Below are 15,451 nucleotides of genomic sequence, written 5' to 3' on the forward strand. Positions count from 1 at the left end.
CCAGGTCTGCCCAGCGAGCAGTTACACCCACCCGTTTCGCGGTGCCATATGGGAAAGTTCTAAATAGCCGCAAGGCCCGGATGACTACTCCGGCCGTACCGGATACCGATCCCCTTTTTCGTCAATCAGCACCAACCTTTCACCGCTGCGCACATACAGATCGCACCTGCTGAACCCATTACGATAGGCGATGCAGACGCTGCCGTCCTCGGCGATGGAATAGGTGCCAAAGGCGGCGTCTCCGCTGGCGTAGGTGTAGGAATAGGCCCCTCCGGCCGAGAATTTTGCCTGACCGTCGTCAAAAAATGTCAGCGTGCGTCCGGCCAAAGCGTCCAGTTCTTCGGGCGACAGGGGGACGTCTCCGGGTTTCGTGGGCCATTCGGCGGCAAGGGCGGGGCCAGCGGTCAGCAAGGTGAGGATCAATAGTCGCGTCATGGGAACAGTCTAAACCGAACTGCTCTGCAACAGGCATAACGTTGCAGTGAAAGGTTAGGCGACCATCTGTTCGGCTTTCTTCAGGTCGACTGAAACCAACTGGCTGACGCCCTGTTCTTGCATGGTCACGCCGAACAGCCGGTCCATCCGCGCCATCGTCACCGCATGGTGGGTGATGATCAGGAACCGCGTGTCGGTCTGGCGGCACATCTCGTCCAGCAGGTCGCAGAACCGCGTCACGTTGGCGTCGTCCAGAGGCGCGTCGACCTCATCCAGCACACAAATCGGCGCGGGGTTGGCAAGGAACACACCAAAGATCAGCGCGGTTGCAGTCAGGGTCTGTTCGCCGCCCGAGAGCAGGCTGAGCGTCGAGAGTTTCTTGCCCGGCGGTTGACACATGATCTCGAGACCCGCGTCCAACGGATCGTCGCTTTCAACCATGACCAGATTGGCCTCTCCACCACCAAACAGATGCTTGAACAGCATGGCAAAGTTCGAGTTCACCTGTTCAAACGCCGTCAACAGACGTTCCCGCCCTTCGCGGTTGAGGCTGGCGATACCGCTGCGCAGGGCCTTGATCGCCTCTTCCAGATCAGCCTTTTCGCTGTTCAACGTGTCGAATTCTTCCTGAACTTCTTTGCTGTCCTCTTCGGCCCGCAGGTTCACCGCACCCATCGCATCGCGCTGACGTTTGTGGCGGTTGACCTCGGCCTCAAGCGCGTCGGCGGCGGGCATCTGGTCTGGGTTCACGTCCAGCTGGTTCAGCAACTGGTTCGGCGTCAGCTGCTGATCCTCGGCGATGCGTTCCGCAGCGGCGGTTACGCTTTCTTTGGCGGCGTCAGAGCGCGCTTCGGCGGCGGCCCGGCTTTCGCGCGCTTCCGAGGCCAGACGTTCCGCATCACGTTCGGCCATCACCCATTCGCGCTGCTGAGCCTCGGCTTGGGCCAGCTTGTCCGCAGCCTCGGCACGACGCGCGTCGGCGGCTTCAATCAATTCGTTCAGTTCTTCGCGCGCCTCGGCGATTTCACCGGGGGCGGCCATGGCATCGGCAAGCTCCTCCTCCGAGCTTTCCTTGCGTTCGACCAATTCCGAGATGCGCTTTTCCGCCGTCTCCAATCGGTGCTTCCAGCCACTGAGGTCTTTTGTCACCTCTTGGCTGCGGCGGGTCCGCGCCTCGCCCTCGCGGCGCAATTCGTCATGGGTCGAGCGGTGGGTCAGCATGGTGATCCGTGCAGCTTCGACCGTTTGTTTGATGTCCTCAACCTGCGCGCGGGCGCTGTCGAGGTCCCCCAGCCCGGTCAGTGCGCCCTCGGCCTCGCGCAGTTGGGCGCGGGCGGACATGGCGTCCTCCTTATGGCGGTCGACGGCCAGCGTCAGGGTTTCCAGCTTGCCCTGCGCGAGATTGCGATCCGCCTCGGCCCGACTGAGCGCACGTGCAGTTTCGGCCATACGTTGATCGGCGGCCCGTCGGGCGTCGCGCGCACGGCGGTCAGCCTCGGTCACGTCGGCCAGTTGCTGCGACAGCGCCTCATGCGCCGCCCGCGCGCCATCTGCCTGCGCCTCGGTCCGGGTGAGTTCCTGTTTCAACGCTTCCAGCTTGTTCAGCTGTTCCAAGCGCAGGGCGGCGGCGCTTGGGGCATCCTCGGCCCAGGCGCGGAACCCGTCCCAGCGCCACAGGTCGCCCGAGCGCGAGACCAAGCGCTGACCGGGTTTCAGCGAGGCCTGCAGACGCGCGCCCTGATCCGAACCGACCAGACCGATCTGCGCAATGCGGCGGCTGAGGCGGTCGGGGCCGGAAACATGCAGCGCCAGCGGTTCGGCCCCCTCGGGCAGCGGCTGATCGGCGTCATAGCCTGCAACCTGCACCCAACCGGATGGCCCGTCGCCTTCAACCAGAGGCGCGCGCAGGTCATCGGCCAAAGCCGCGCCCAACGCCTTTTCGTATCCCGGTGCCACGCGCAGCAGATCCAGAACCTGTCCGCCTTCTGCGGTGTCGCGTTCGACCAGTTTGGCCAGCGCGGTGGTTTCGGCCCGGATCGCGCCTAATTCACCTTCAGCCTCGGAGCGTTTGGCCCGAGCCTCGGCCTCGCGCGCCTGAGTTTCGTTGCGCAGCTCATCGGCGGCGGCCAGTGCCTCTTCGGCGGCCTCGGCGGCCTCGCGTGCTTCTTCCTCGCCTTCTTGCGCGGCTTCGAATGCTTCGGCGGCGCGAGTCAGCGCCTCGTGCGCCTCATTCACAGCACCGCGCGCTTTTTCCTCTTCGCTCTCGGACCGGGCCAGCGTTTTGCGGCTGTCTTCGACCAAACGTTGCGCCGATTGGTGACGGGCGACCAGACGAGCCATATCCTCGGTCTGTTGTGACAGGTGATCTTCACGATCCTGCAAGACCGACGCCGCCTCGCGCGCGATTTCGGCCGCCTCGGCCACGTTGTCATCATGACCTTCCGCGGCCTTTGTCAGCTCGCGGGCTTCCCATTCCAGCCGTTCGATCATCTGGCCCGCATCGCGGTTCAGGCCGGTTTCACGCTCGATATCATTGCTCAACTGCTGAATACGGTTGGTGAGCGTTTCGATGGTCTGACGGGCGCGGGTTTCCTGATCAGAAAGCTGGTCACGCTGCACCTGCTGGCGCTGCAACACGGCGGCGGCGATGGCCTCTTCCTCACGCAGCGGCGGCAGGGTTTCTTCGATCTCGGCGCGCTTTGCGGCGGCGGCACGGGCCTCTGCCTCAGCACGCGAGGCTTCTGTGATCCGATCGCGCAGCTTCTCCTCGGCCTGTTGGCGGGCCATATCGGCCTCTTTCCAACGACGGTAGAGCAGCACTCCCTCGGCCTGCCGCAATTGTTCACCGATCTCGCGATAGCGCGCGGCCTGACGGGCCTGACGCGCAAGTTGCGCCAGCTGCGTGCCCAACTGTTCCAACACGTCATCAACGCGGGTCAGGTTGGATTCGGTGCCCTTGAGTTTCAGCTCGGCCTCATGCCGCCGCTGATAGAGGCCCGATATTCCAGCCGCCTCTTCCAGAATACGCCGCCGGGCACGGGGTTTGGCGTTGATCAGCTCGGCAATACGGTTCTGCCCCACCAGCGCTGGTGAATGCGCCCCGGTTGAGGCATCCGCGAACAGCATCTGCACATCGCGCGCGCGTACGTCCTTGCCGTTGGTCTTGTAGGCGCTGCCGACGTCGCGGGTGATGCGGCGGATGATTTCCAACTGGTCCGTGTCGTTGAACCCCGAAGGCGCTAACCGTTCCGAATTGTCCATAGTCAGGACCACTTCGGCAAAGTTGCGCGCGGGACGCGTGGCCGCCCCTGCGAATATCACATCTTCCATCGCCCCGCCGCGCATGGATTTGGGGCGGTTTTCGCCCATCACCCAGCGCAACGCTTCAAGCAGGTTGGACTTGCCGCAACCATTTGGCCCCACCACACCGGTCAGCCCATCCGCGATGATCAAATCGGTCGGATCGACAAAGCTTTTGAAGCCGGTGAGTTTGAGTTTGCTAAAGCGCAAAGGCAATGAGTCCCGTGATTCCTATATGCTTGAAGTCTGCGCAAGGGATTGGGGACCTGTCAACGCAGTTGCGCAGGATATGGGAATTCGACCCGAGTTATCCACAACATCTTGCTCAAATACGCAAGATTACGCGCAAGTCAGTAGGGCGTGCATTCAAACACCTGATAGCCGTAATCGCCGCCGATATCGTCGAAGACGCCCGTATCTACGCATTCATAGTTCGGGCGCGAAATTGCAGTCAGCAAAAGGCGCTCGGCCATTTCTCGATCACAGCCCAGTACACCAACGGTGACTGCGGCATCCCCCAGCACATCCAGAATCGGACACCCCGACACCTGTGCCATTGCCAACGCTGCGCGGTCGCGGATTGGACCAAGCCGCGGCGCGTATTGCATGTTGATCCGCACCGCCTCGGCCAGTTCACCACGCACGCGCACGTCAAAGACACTGCCATTCACCGCCACGCGCGTGGCTGGCACATCGCGAAAATGGGGCGTGCCGGCCGAACATGCGGCCAGCACCAGGAGAGACAGATACCGGATCATACGCCCAGTGTTGCGGGCAAACCGTTAATGAAACCTTACCCGGTCTGGGTTTTCAGTACCTGCCCCAATCGTGCGATCCCTTCGCGGATCGTCGCCTCATCAGAGTTCGAGAAGCTAAGTCGCACGGTATTCGCCCCACTACCATCGGGGAAAAACGCCCGACCGGGTACAAAGGCCAGCTTGACTGTCTCCAGCGACCGCGCCAACAACGCGGCGCCGTCGACCCCTTCGGGCAAGGTCAGCCAGATAAACATCCCGCCTTCGGGCCGGGTCCATTCTACCCCGTCGGGCATATGGTCCTCCAACGCCTGCAACATCGCATTTCGGCGCGCGCCATAGGTTCGGCGCAACATCGGGATGTGGCTATCGAAACAGGTGCGCGCCACCTGCTCGGTCGCCATCTGGTTGAGTGTTGGCGAATGCAGATCAGCCGCCTGCTTGATCAGAACAAGCTGCTGGATCACTGGCTGCGCGGCCACGATCCAACCCACACGCAAGCCCGGCGAAAGGGTTTTCGAGAAGCTGCCGCAATAGATCGTCCGGCACGCCTCGATCGAGCCCTTACGCTTTTGCTCCAGTGCCAGAATGGACGGGATCGCATCGCCCTCGTAACGCAACGCCTGATAGGCCCCATCCTCGATTACCGCGATTTCCAGCGCATCGGCCAGATCCAGCAGGCCCTCTCGTGCGCGCAAATCAACGGTCTCACCTGTCGGGTTGGCGAAGTCCGGTGACAGATAGGCAAATTTCACCCGCCCTTCGCCCGCTGCCGCGGCATATTCCGCCGCTCCTTGGTTGCCGTTCAGGCGCAGCCTGTCGAAGCGCGGCTCATAGGCGTCAAACGCGTTGATCGCACCCAGATAGGTGGGCCAGCCGACCAAGGCGGTATCTCCGGGCGATAGGTAGAGCTTGCCAAGATAGTCCAACGCCTGTTGTGACCCCGAGGTGATCAGGATGTTCTCAGCCCCACATTCAATGCCGTAGCCCCGCATATGATCGACCAGCCATTCACGCAGAGGACCATAGCCCTCACTGACCGAATATTGCAGCGCGCGGTCACTGTGATCTTCGGTCATTGCGGTCTGGAACGCCTGCGCAAATTCTTCTTTCGGGAACAAGGCTGGGTCGGGAATACCGCCAGCGAAGGAAATGATTCCGGGCTGATCGAGAAGTTTCAACAACTCGCGGATCTCGGACGCTTTCATTCGCGATGCACGCGTGGCGAACAGCGCTTGTGTCGACATGTGCCCCCTCCCTGTTCGGACCTGGGCAGCGTATCGACAAATTTTTTAAAGTCAATAATTCTGACCTATTTTTCACCTCAAGGCCGCGACATTCTTGTACCCGCCTGCATTCCATGGTCATATGAATTGACCAATTTCAGCGACAACATCCCCATGCCCTTCCAAAAAGTTCAGACCGAGAAGCTCTCAATCGCAGTGGTACGACAGATCGAGCTGCTGATCCTGCGCGGCATTCTGCGCCCCGGCGAGCGCCTGCCCGCTGAACGCGAACTCGCCGAGCGGTTGGGCGTGTCGCGCCCATCCTTGCGCGAAGCGATTTCGGAGCTTCAGGAGCAAGGTCTTTTGGCCGCCAAGGCCGGATCCGGGATCTATGTGGCCGAGGTGTTGGGCTCTGCCTTTTCACCCGCCCTGATCCGCCTTTTTGGCAGTCATCCAGAAGCAGTTTTCGATTATCTCTCATTCCGTCGGGACATGGAGGGCTTGGCGGCTGAGCGTGCAGCGAGAATGGGATCAGAAAGCGACCTGAAAGTGGTCCAAACGATCTTTGAAAAGATGGAGGCCGCCCATGCCCGCAACGCTCCGAAAGATGAGGCCAATCTGGACGCGCAATTCCACATGGCCATTATCGAGGCGAGCCATAACGTCGTAATGCTGCATATGATGCGGTCGATGTTCGACCTGTTGCGCCAAGGCGTCTTTTACAACCGTCAAATGATGTTCAATCAACGCACAACCCGAGAAGCCATCTTGGATCAGCACCGTGCAATCAATACCGCACTACAGGCGCGCGACCCGGAAGGCGCCCGCGAGGCTGTTCAGAAACACCTGAACTTCGTTCAACAATGCACACAAGATCACCAAAAGGCTTTACGGAACGAAGAAATCGCGCGGCAGCGACTGGATCATGAAACGCGTTGATCTGACATGATGGACCGCCTGAATGTCAGCGAGGTTCAAAGCTTCCGAATAGCTCGTTCACACCGGTGTCTCCAAAGGCTCAAGTGCTTCAACGGTTTAGGATCGTAGTCGATCAGTCCGGGAAAGGTGCTGTCAGCTTCCGACCGGCTCCGCAGTATGGTGGGCGCGGCCACAATGGATTTCGTAACTGCGTCCGCGCTGTCTGCCTTCTGCTTTTCAGCGGCTATCACAGCTAGCATTTCTGCATGATAGGCGTCCATGGCCTCTGAGCGCTGGCCTTTGCGGAACCGAAACGCACCGATCTTGTCGTGAACTGCTATTAGTTCGGCGCAGCGCGAAAACCGCAGCCAAAGCTCACCATCGACAGCCAAGGACAGGCGCTCGTCAAGCTGTCCACCGGCTTTATCCCATAAGCTGCGTCGCCAAAATGTCGACTCCTGCTGCACCCACTGATAGTCGCCCGCAAGAAACCGTTGATACGAAATTGGTCTTGGACGTCGAGAGGCCAAGATACACCCTGCCTCGTCTATCGTCGTGAGCTTACCCGTCACCCAGTCCAACTTTGACTTTAGCGCAAAAAGAGACCCAACAAGTCCGAGCCCACCCGGCATTAGGACATCATCGGAATTGATCCACCCCATGACCTCGCCAGTGGCGAGAGCAAACCCCTTGTTGACCGCGTTGGCTTGCCCGGTATCCGGCTCGGATATGATATGTGCGAATGCCCCGCGATATCTTTCGACAATATCAAGCGACCCGTCTGTGCTGCCTCCATCCGACAAGATCAGCTCAAGATTAGGATAAGATTGGCTGACAATTGACGTAATGGTCTGCTCGAGAAAATCGGCGCAGTTCAGGTTTGGAATGACCAGACTTATCTTGGGCATTTTCGCCATGCATAATCCTTTTACCCAAGGCCGAGCTGCGTTGACGCAGCAACAGAGTTTCTGTCCGGTTGCATCAACACTGACAAGTTGATCATTGCAACAGCTTCTTTGGAATGCGCTTTCCGCTGCCGGGGCCCATATGCTCGGTTTGTGCCAAAGTCGTAAGACCGGGGTCAATGAAAAGACGCTTTCCCGCGTTGCGCAGCGAAAGATGCAGGGTTGTGTGCTCGCAGGTGACGTGGCCGGTCTCATCCCGTGGCCGGTAGGTGGCACCATGCAAAGCTTCGGTCTTGTACAGGCCCAACCCACCAAAAGCACTGTCCACCTCAATCATTGGCGTATCAGGCGGCATCGAGTATTGGCGACTATAAATGATTTTGCGCTGCATCCGTCGCCACCAGACACTGCGAAACATCCTGGGCCGCTTTAGCGCCGCAAGCTCTCGCCACGGGTCTTGTTCGCACCAGCCTGCGCATCGCAGCGCGTATAGGTCATAGTAGGCGGGCAATGAGTTGGCAAACACAGCGTCCCACTGTGGCACCTGACGCACCGCCGCGTTCAACACCTGACTCGGATCCATCTGCGTGTTGGGTCCGTCCATATCAAGAACCAGGGTCAGTGGATGGATCGGACTGCTGGTTAGAAGGTGCTCAAGAACTGTATTTCTGGCTGCAGCAATACGCTCCACACGTTCTTCGAAGAGGCCGGCCATACTATCAAGAAAGAGTGTATCAACACCCGCGCTCATAGCCGCGTAGTCTTGCAGGATATCATCGGTGTTGTCTGAATTATCGTTGGTCGCGATAATCACGCGACTGCTGTCTAGCTGCGCCCGTAGTTGTTCGATACGCAAGAGCGTTTCGGTCAGAGATTCTCCACCATTTCGAACGACGCCGAGAATGTTCATAAGAAGTCCAGCAATTCAGGCAAAAGGTCTTCTAAAACACTTTGACCCGAAAGCGAGCTTTCGGGTCAAAGTTCAAACTTTGTCCAGATTTCAGTGCAGCTTTTCGCCTACATCCGCGATGGCCGCGTCGATCAACTTGTTGGCCTGGGTAGCCGTCATCTGCTTGGCCAGAACCGCGTTTGCTGCAGAAACAGCAACAGTAATGGCTTGATCGCGCACTTCTTTCACGGCCGAAGCCTCAGCCGATGCGATCTGGTCCTGTGCTGCCGCCAAACGACGAGCAATGGACTTCTCCAGATCGACCTTGGCTTGTTCAGCCGCCAGCGCAGCATCATCCTTAGCCGCCGCCACGATGGCATCCGCCTGAGACTGAACTTCGCGTTGCTTGCGCTCATACGAGGCCAGCAGGCTGCGCGCTTCTTCATGCAGGGCGCGAGCTTCGTCCAGTTCCGACTGAATGCCCTCGGCCCGCTTGTCCAGTGCGCCGCCGATCATGCCGGGCACTTTGAAGTAAAACAGAACCGCGATGAAGACGATAAAGCCCAGCAGGACCACAAAGTCTGTGTTGCCAAGCGAGAAGAACGGGCCGCTTGCGGCCAGCGCGGGGCTGGCAGCACCGAGTGTCAGGATAAGGGCAAGAGTATTCCGCATGTCACTTATCCTTTCATCTGCGCGTCAACGGCACCGTCGATGGCTTTGGCATCCGCCTCGCCGCCCAGTGCTGTGACCAGTTCAGTTGCCGTATCCTTGGCAACCACTTGAATACTTTCCAGCGCACCGACACGGATGTCGGCAATTGCCTTTTCCGATTCAGCTGCTTTTGCAGCGATTTCAGCATCTGCCTTTGCAATCGCGTCATCCAGACCAGACTGGATTTCGGCACGCGCCTCGGCAGCGATACGCTGCGCTTCGGCACGGGCATCGGCCAGCGCCTTGTTATAGGCCTCTTCAGCCTCGACCGCCTTGGCCTTCAGATCTTCGGCCGCAGCCAGGTCATTTGTAATGGTCCCCTGACGCTCGGCCAGGATTGCCGCGATGCGGGGCAGAGCCACGCGGGACAGGACCAGAAAGATGACGACCAGCGTGATGACCAGCCAGAAAATCTGGTTGGGGAACCAATCAAAGCAGAGCTGCGGCATCCCGATGGCCGACCCGTACGAGTCAACACAGGTGCCTGCTACTTCTTTGGCTAGGGGTTCAGTCGCCATGATGTCCTCCGTCGGAACGTTGTCTTTACAACAGGTGGGCCGCTATGGCTTGGACCCACCTGCGCGTAAGGATCAGGTTCCGCAGATTAGACGGCGAACATCAGCAGCAGCGAGACCAGGAATGCGAAGATCCCCAGGGCTTCTGCGAATGCGATACCGATGAACAGGGTTGCGGTCTGCGAAGCAGCCGCCGAAGGGTTGCGCAGGGCGCCGGCTAGGAAGTTGCCTGCAACGTTGCCCACCCCGATTGCGGCTGCGCCGGAACCGATTGCTGCCAGGCCTGCGCCGATGTGTGCGAGATCGCCTTCCATGATGTATCTCCTTACGAATTGGAAGTTTCGATGTTGGGTTATCGTTCCTGTGCTGGGTGCAAGACCCGATCAGTGATGCGGATGCAGAGCGTCCTTAAGGTAAACACAGGTCAGAATGGTGAATACGTAGGCCTGGATAAAGGCCACCAAGACCTCGAGACCGTACATTGCGGTGATCGCCAGAACCGACACGGGCGAGATCACAGCAATCGCGGCAAAACCTGCGAACACCTTGATCACCGCGTGGCCCGCCATGACGTTACCGGCCAGACGAATGGAGTGGCTGACCGGACGCACAAAGTACGAGATCAGCTCGATGATCGCCAGGATCGGGCGCAGCGCCATCGGGGCGCTGGAGACCCAGAACAGGCTCAGGAAGCCCGCGCCGTTCTTGACAAAGCCCAGGATGGTGACGGTCAGGAAGACAGCCAGCGCCAGCGGGATGGTCACGGCGAAATGCGATGTGGTTGTGAACGAGGTCGGGATCAGGCCCAGGAAGTTCGCGGTCACGATGAACATGAACAGGGTCATGACATAGGGGAAGAACTTGACGCCTTCCTTGCCGCAAATGTCTTCCAGCATCTTGTAGATGAAGCCATAGGCCAGTTCGGCCACCGACTGCATCCGGGTCGGAACAATCGCGCGCTTCGAGGTCGGCACGATTAGCAGCAGAACAATCGCAACGATCGCAAAGAACAGCCACAGCGTCACGTTGGTAATGGTGAACATGCCCACTGCGCCGTCGCCGAACAACGGTTTGACGATGAACTGGTCCATCGGGTGGAATACCAGGCTGCTGCCTTCTGCTGCGGTGGTCTCGGTTGCCACGTTCAGTCCCTCTCGTCCTTCTCGGCAGCCGTCGCCGCCGTTTGTTTCTCTTGGACCTCTTTCGCGCTGCGGAGCATAACCTTCACGCCCGCGACAAGGCCCAGCAATGTAAACAGCACCAGAAAGATCGGGATCGTCCCGAGCAGGCTGTCCAGCCCGTATCCGATGCCAAATCCGATCCCCAGACCGGAAACCATTTCGATGACCATCCTCCAGGCAAGCTCGCCGCCGGATATGTCATTGTCTGCGCGTTTGGGGGGCTGTTTGGCCTTTTTCGCCGCGTCGATCTTGGCCTCCAGCTGCGCCATACGCTGCTTTTGGTCATCATCGGTCACGGGCGTTTCCCTCGCACAGTCTTGGGTAGGGTGCTAAGGCGATGCGGGCACAGAGTCAACGGTGTATAGGTCGCACCCACAGATCATTTAAGTATTTGATTTTTATTATTAAAATCTTTTCACCGCCAGACCCAAAACGGAAGTGGATTAAAGGTCCGGCACGGATACGCCTGAATCCGCATATTTAACCAAATGGTTGACCAAGCCCTGACGCTGTGGTTCAGCGAAGACATGTCCAACGATCTCGACACAGTATTCGCAGCCCTCGCCGACCCGACCCGCCGCGCCATCCTTGCGATGTTGCTGGAGGACGATATGGCCGTGACCGACGTGGCCGAACCGTTCGAGATGTCGCTTGCGGCGATCTCGAAACACCTGGTGATCCTGACCAAGGCGGGATTGATCAGCCAGGAAAAACGGGGGCGGGTGAAATGGTGCAAACTGGAACCGGATGCCTTGCGGACGGCTTCGGTTTGGATGCAAGGTTTTGGGCAGTTCGAACCCGTCAATCTGGACGCGTTCGAACGATTTCTGGAAGTTGAACTTCCCTCGGGCGAGGATTGAACCGCCTAACGGACAACAAAGACCGAAATGGAGGCGTGCGTTGCCAGATAGCCGGCATGGCTGGAAAAGATGTAGTCCATGATCCGTGGCGCATGCGTGCCCACCACGATTAGGTCCGCGCCAATCTCATCCGCTGCGCGCGTCAGGTCGCCATCCAATTCAGCACCGACATCGACCGAGTGGATGTTGCGAAAGTCAACTTCGGACCCGCTTTTTTCAGCGAGTTGATCGGCAAAGTTGCGCAGATCTTCGTTGACCATCGCGTCAGGCTGCACGGGGTCACCGGGTTGAATTCCGGTGACGCTGACAACAGTAATCTTGGCGCTTTGCCACTTGGCGACCGCTGCGGCGACCTCGGCAGCTTTCTGAACCGTGGGCGGCAGGTGCAGATCAACTGGGAACATGATGTGGTCATACATAGTGAATTCCTCCTCTGCTCAAAGCATAGGGAAACTCGAATGTAACAACTTTGATCTGCCTCAAAGGGCACCGGCAGGCCTAGGCGCCCGGCTCAACACCTGTCACTACACCCGTCACATCCGCAAGGCACAGCCAAGGCGCAGATACCCCCTGAACATCTACCAAGGTGATCGAACCTGTCGCCTCAAACTGAGTGGGACGCGCGGAAATACCGCTTGCTCGTATGCCGGATTCCGCCGCGACCAGCGCCTCGCAACTGGCTTGCAGGTCGGCTTCGTTGATGACGCCGCTGGGGGGCTGCGGCGGCGTGCACGCAGTCAGTATCGCCATCGCAGCGAACGGGAAAAACGCTTTCATCAAGGCGCCTCTGATCTGACCTGTATCCGCTCTACAGTCTCATATCTTGTTCCAAGCACAACAGTCATTTGGTAACGGGCGCAGCCTCCTGCGTTTCTTCGGATTTCAGCAACAGAACCAGCGCGACAACGGTCAGCACGGCCCCTACCCCGACCAGCAAGGCGGGGGCTTTCTGGCCCAAAGCAATCTCCCACAAGATGACCCAACTTGGTACGAGATAGGTGTAGGCCATTACCTTGGCCGAGGGCAGACGCAGCGCCGAATATTGCACCAGCACGAAACTGGCCGCCGTGGCAAAGACAGACAGATACAGAATGACCAACCAGATGAACAAAGACAGGCTTGCCCAATCCGTCGCCGCTATGTCCTTCCAGCCGTATAGCGACAGCAAGAGGCAACCCGCGACCATAGTGCCAAAGGAAAAGACCACAGCAGGCTCACCCCGGTTCAGCTTTCGCACCATCGGCGTATAGATTGCGTGAGCGACACAACCCCAAAAGTAGATGATCTCGCCCCGGTCGACCTGAAACGCCATAAAGGCCTGCCAGTCGGCTCGGAAAATCACCCACAACGCTCCTGTTGCTCCGATAACCAGAGCCAGTGCCATACGTGGGGTCGTCACCTGCTGTAACAAGACCCAGCCCGCCAAGGCCGAAAGAACCGGGGTCAGCGTAAAGACCGCCGCAGCACTAACCGGTGGTGCAGTTTTCAGACCGACGAACATCAATACGAAATAGGTGCCGAACAACCCGCCCAAAACAAGGTACCGCCACGGGGCCCGCGCAGCAGATCGGGGCACCCCGGTCGTGGCCAACGCAGCGGCACCAATCACCAGCGCTGCAATTGCGAACCGCGCCGCTGTAACCGCGACAGGCGAGATTTGGTTTGCGATCATTGCCCCAAGGGAAAAACTGCCAGCGACCAGTGCCGAGAATGTCAGCATGGCCAGATGGCCCCGTGCCTGTGGGCTCATGTTTGCCAATCCTTGGACTGCTCTTTCAGGTAGGACAGAAATGCCTGCACCTTGGTGGTGCGGTGCAAATCCACATGCGTTACCAGCCACAGATTGCCGAACCACTCGGGCAACGGTTCAATCACCTCGACAAGGTTTGGATCACGCGCAGCCTCCCACCTGGCCATAAAGCCGATCCCGGCACCGGACAGAACCGCCTCGCGTATGCAGAAATTATTCGTGCAGCGAAATGTGATCCGTTCGACGGGCACGGTTTCACGCAACCATTTTGAAAAAGGCGCCCGGCTGTTTTCATCATCCGTGCTGACGAAATAGTGGTTAGGGAAATCCTCAATCCCGGAGGGCCTTCCATGTTGCTCAAGATAGGAGGTGCTCGCGTACAGTCCGACCTCCTGCCGCATGAAGGGCTGCACCACGTTGTCCGGTTGATCCGGGGCCGAGCCCGCGCGGATAGCCACATGCGCCTCGCCATATTCAAGTCGGAACAAGCGATCCCCGGTCAGGTAGCGGACAATCAGATCGGGATGCAGTCTCTGGAATGCGCTCAGCACCGGGACGATCAACGGCGCCAGCGACGACAGTGACGTAACCACCAACTCGCCCGAAACGTCGTCACCACGCCCCTTCATCCGCCCCACCAACTGATTGAACTGATCTTCGGTCGCCTGCGCAACCCGCAAAAGATCCTCACCCGCTTCGGTCGGCGTGTAGCCCCGCGCGTGACGCTGAAACAACTTAACCCCCAACCGCGCTTCGATCGCATCAATATGACGGATCACCGTCGCATGATGCACGCCCAGCACGTCCGCCGCACCGCTAACCGTGCCCATTCGCGCCACCTGATAGGCGGTTTTCACTTCGTCCCAGTTTTCCATTGCATCTTGCCTATTGTGCAAATTTCAACACTCAAATTGGGTGTAACAAAATTTTGCAAGGTGGCGAAGGGGCATGGTTTAGTGTTTTCTGATCGCTGGGCGTTTTTCTGGTCGAGATATTGACTATGTCGAATCCCGGATGGGCCTTGCCCAAACCGCAAACCCGAACACTAGAGGTGGAAGCGGCGTTCTTCTTGACCAATGCATAAGGCCTGAAAGCTTAGTAAAAAACTGCACTTGCAGAAGATCAGTATAGATATCGTCTTTTTTGAAAGACCGAGTTAGCAACTGAATGTAAACCGCCCAGTCTTCACTAGCGTCAACCACGACCCACGGTTCTTCTGGTGGTGTTGGCGCGAACGTAAAAGGCCCCGGCGCTGTACGAGGCTAAACGTTAGATATTCGAACTGGAGTATTGGTAGTGGGTGCAGGATTTGGCCTTCATCAAACAGCTTTGCGTCAAGAAAGGCGAAGTCTTTGGCGCTGAGACAACCCAAGTGTCGAAAGTCTCCTAACGACCGATCGGCAACTGCTCTTCGCAATAAAGTAATCCAGCGCTCCAACAAATTCGAAACCGCACGTAAATTGCAAAAAACATGTCGCTGCAGTCCGAGGGTTCTTTGGCTCAACTGCCAATTCTTTCGATCTGATTTGGCTCACTAAGTATTGGGCCAGCCAATAAGGGCGTCACACAGCTGACTTTGGATCAACGAATTACATGAACCGAACACCTTGCGTGATGCACGACTCTGTTCGCAGTGGAACCCAAGAATATGTCCTCAAAACCAGGCTTGTGCGATGCCAAGACGATGCAATCTGCATCGCACTCGTTTGCAAAGTCGACAATAGCCCTGCCCGCGTGCCCAGAGATGAGCCAAGCCTTCGCGCCTGGAATTTCAGAGGCAGTCTGATGCAGGTTTTCCAAGATTTCATGCCGTGTATTTGCGAGTACTTCGCTGGGAATCTGAGATCCCACATAAGGGGGAATTGGCTCTTGAACGTGTACCACGGTAAAAACGGCGTCTGCATCGGCCAATTGGCGCGCGGCTGCAAAGGACGCTTGTGTGTCGTGTTCTTGGTCCAGAGCAACCGGGATCAGGATGTTCTTGTACATTTGACCTCCTATCTACT

Annotated in this window: 18 protein-coding genes; 2 read left to right on the top strand and 16 right to left on the bottom strand. The window is 58.3% G+C overall.

Annotated features, from left to right (window positions below):
• Positions 1 to 84: 84 nt before the first annotated feature.
• From ACR3E7_RS10260 to ACR3E7_RS10275, 4 genes are all read right to left on the bottom strand, one after another.
• Positions 85 to 435 carry a hypothetical protein gene (locus ACR3E7_RS10260; protein WP_480505711.1) on the bottom strand — a complete coding sequence of 117 codons (351 nt, stop codon included), beginning with the start codon at positions 433 to 435 and terminating at the stop codon, positions 85 to 87.
• Between the two features lie 54 nt (positions 436 to 489).
• Entirely contained in the window at positions 490 to 3,945 is a 3,456-nt protein-coding gene (locus ACR3E7_RS10265) for a chromosome segregation SMC family protein (RefSeq protein ID WP_480505709.1), read from the bottom strand.
• Positions 3,946 to 4,085: 140 nt separating this feature from the next.
• On the bottom strand, positions 4,086 to 4,493 hold the full coding sequence (locus tag ACR3E7_RS10270; protein ID WP_170775274.1) for a hypothetical protein: 408 nt from the start codon (positions 4,491 to 4,493) through the stop codon (positions 4,086 to 4,088).
• Positions 4,494 to 4,528: 35 nt separating this feature from the next.
• Complete coding sequence (locus ACR3E7_RS10275; protein WP_480505707.1) at positions 4,529 to 5,737, bottom strand: aminotransferase-like domain-containing protein; 1,209 nt, start codon at positions 5,735 to 5,737, stop codon at positions 4,529 to 4,531.
• 153 nt (positions 5,738 to 5,890) lie between these two features.
• Here ACR3E7_RS10275 and ACR3E7_RS10280 point away from each other — a divergent pair, with 153 nt between their 5' ends.
• Positions 5,891 to 6,655: an FCD domain-containing protein gene (locus ACR3E7_RS10280; protein ID WP_170787321.1), complete on the top strand. Its 765-nt coding sequence runs from the start codon at positions 5,891 to 5,893 to the stop codon at positions 6,653 to 6,655.
• Positions 6,656 to 6,690: 35 nt separating this feature from the next.
• Here ACR3E7_RS10280 and ACR3E7_RS10285 read toward each other — a convergent pair whose 3' ends face one another.
• The 7 genes from ACR3E7_RS10285 to ACR3E7_RS10315 all read right to left on the bottom strand — a co-directional run bounded on the left by ACR3E7_RS10285 (position 6,691) and on the right by ACR3E7_RS10315 (position 11,131).
• Positions 6,691 to 7,551, bottom strand: coding sequence for a glycosyltransferase family 2 protein (locus ACR3E7_RS10285; RefSeq protein ID WP_480505705.1), 861 nt, complete (start codon positions 7,549 to 7,551; stop codon positions 6,691 to 6,693).
• 82 nt (positions 7,552 to 7,633) lie between these two features.
• Positions 7,634 to 8,449, bottom strand: coding sequence for a hypothetical protein (locus ACR3E7_RS10290; RefSeq protein WP_480505703.1), 816 nt, complete (start codon positions 8,447 to 8,449; stop codon positions 7,634 to 7,636).
• A gap of 90 nt (positions 8,450 to 8,539) precedes the next feature.
• Positions 8,540 to 9,100 carry a F0F1 ATP synthase subunit B gene (locus ACR3E7_RS10295; RefSeq protein WP_170787325.1) on the bottom strand — a complete coding sequence of 187 codons (561 nt, stop codon included), beginning with the start codon at positions 9,098 to 9,100 and terminating at the stop codon, positions 8,540 to 8,542.
• Between the two features lie 5 nt (positions 9,101 to 9,105).
• Positions 9,106 to 9,657, bottom strand: coding sequence for a F0F1 ATP synthase subunit B' (locus tag ACR3E7_RS10300; protein ID WP_480505701.1), 552 nt, complete (start codon positions 9,655 to 9,657; stop codon positions 9,106 to 9,108).
• Between the two features lie 86 nt (positions 9,658 to 9,743).
• Positions 9,744 to 9,968 carry a F0F1 ATP synthase subunit C gene (locus ACR3E7_RS10305; RefSeq protein ID WP_005981269.1) on the bottom strand — a complete coding sequence of 75 codons (225 nt, stop codon included), beginning with the start codon at positions 9,966 to 9,968 and terminating at the stop codon, positions 9,744 to 9,746.
• Between the two features lie 69 nt (positions 9,969 to 10,037).
• Positions 10,038 to 10,796: a F0F1 ATP synthase subunit A gene (locus tag ACR3E7_RS10310; RefSeq protein WP_170356118.1), complete on the bottom strand. Its 759-nt coding sequence runs from the start codon at positions 10,794 to 10,796 to the stop codon at positions 10,038 to 10,040.
• Positions 10,797 to 10,798: 2 nt separating this feature from the next.
• Positions 10,799 to 11,131 (bottom strand): AtpZ/AtpI family protein, encoded by a 333-nt coding sequence (locus tag ACR3E7_RS10315; protein WP_480505700.1) that lies wholly within the window; start codon positions 11,129 to 11,131, stop codon positions 10,799 to 10,801.
• A 231-nt stretch (positions 11,132 to 11,362) separates the two neighbouring features.
• Here ACR3E7_RS10315 and ACR3E7_RS10320 point away from each other — a divergent pair, with 231 nt between their 5' ends.
• Positions 11,363 to 11,695, top strand: a complete 333-nt coding sequence (locus ACR3E7_RS10320) for an ArsR/SmtB family transcription factor (protein WP_170775386.1) — start codon at positions 11,363 to 11,365, stop codon at positions 11,693 to 11,695.
• A gap of 5 nt (positions 11,696 to 11,700) precedes the next feature.
• Here the strand turns inward: ACR3E7_RS10320 and ACR3E7_RS10325 are convergent, their stop codons facing one another.
• The 5 genes from ACR3E7_RS10325 to ACR3E7_RS10345 form a co-directional block, all read right to left on the bottom strand.
• Positions 11,701 to 12,114 carry a universal stress protein gene (locus tag ACR3E7_RS10325; protein ID WP_480505698.1) on the bottom strand — a complete coding sequence of 138 codons (414 nt, stop codon included), beginning with the start codon at positions 12,112 to 12,114 and terminating at the stop codon, positions 11,701 to 11,703.
• Between the two features lie 79 nt (positions 12,115 to 12,193).
• Positions 12,194 to 12,472: a hypothetical protein gene (locus tag ACR3E7_RS10330; protein ID WP_480505696.1), complete on the bottom strand. Its 279-nt coding sequence runs from the start codon at positions 12,470 to 12,472 to the stop codon at positions 12,194 to 12,196.
• A 64-nt stretch (positions 12,473 to 12,536) separates the two neighbouring features.
• Positions 12,537 to 13,445 (bottom strand): DMT family transporter, encoded by a 909-nt coding sequence (locus ACR3E7_RS10335; protein ID WP_480505694.1) that lies wholly within the window; start codon positions 13,443 to 13,445, stop codon positions 12,537 to 12,539.
• Entirely contained in the window at positions 13,442 to 14,320 is an 879-nt protein-coding gene (locus ACR3E7_RS10340) for a LysR family transcriptional regulator (protein WP_480505692.1), read from the bottom strand. Before ACR3E7_RS10340 ends, ACR3E7_RS10335 begins: the two co-directional genes overlap by 4 nt.
• A 706-nt stretch (positions 14,321 to 15,026) precedes the next feature.
• Entirely contained in the window at positions 15,027 to 15,434 is a 408-nt protein-coding gene (locus ACR3E7_RS10345) for a universal stress protein (RefSeq protein ID WP_480505691.1), read from the bottom strand.
• Between the last annotated feature and the right edge of the window lie 17 nt (positions 15,435 to 15,451).

This window comes from Ruegeria sp. BK1 (assembly GCF_056535645.1).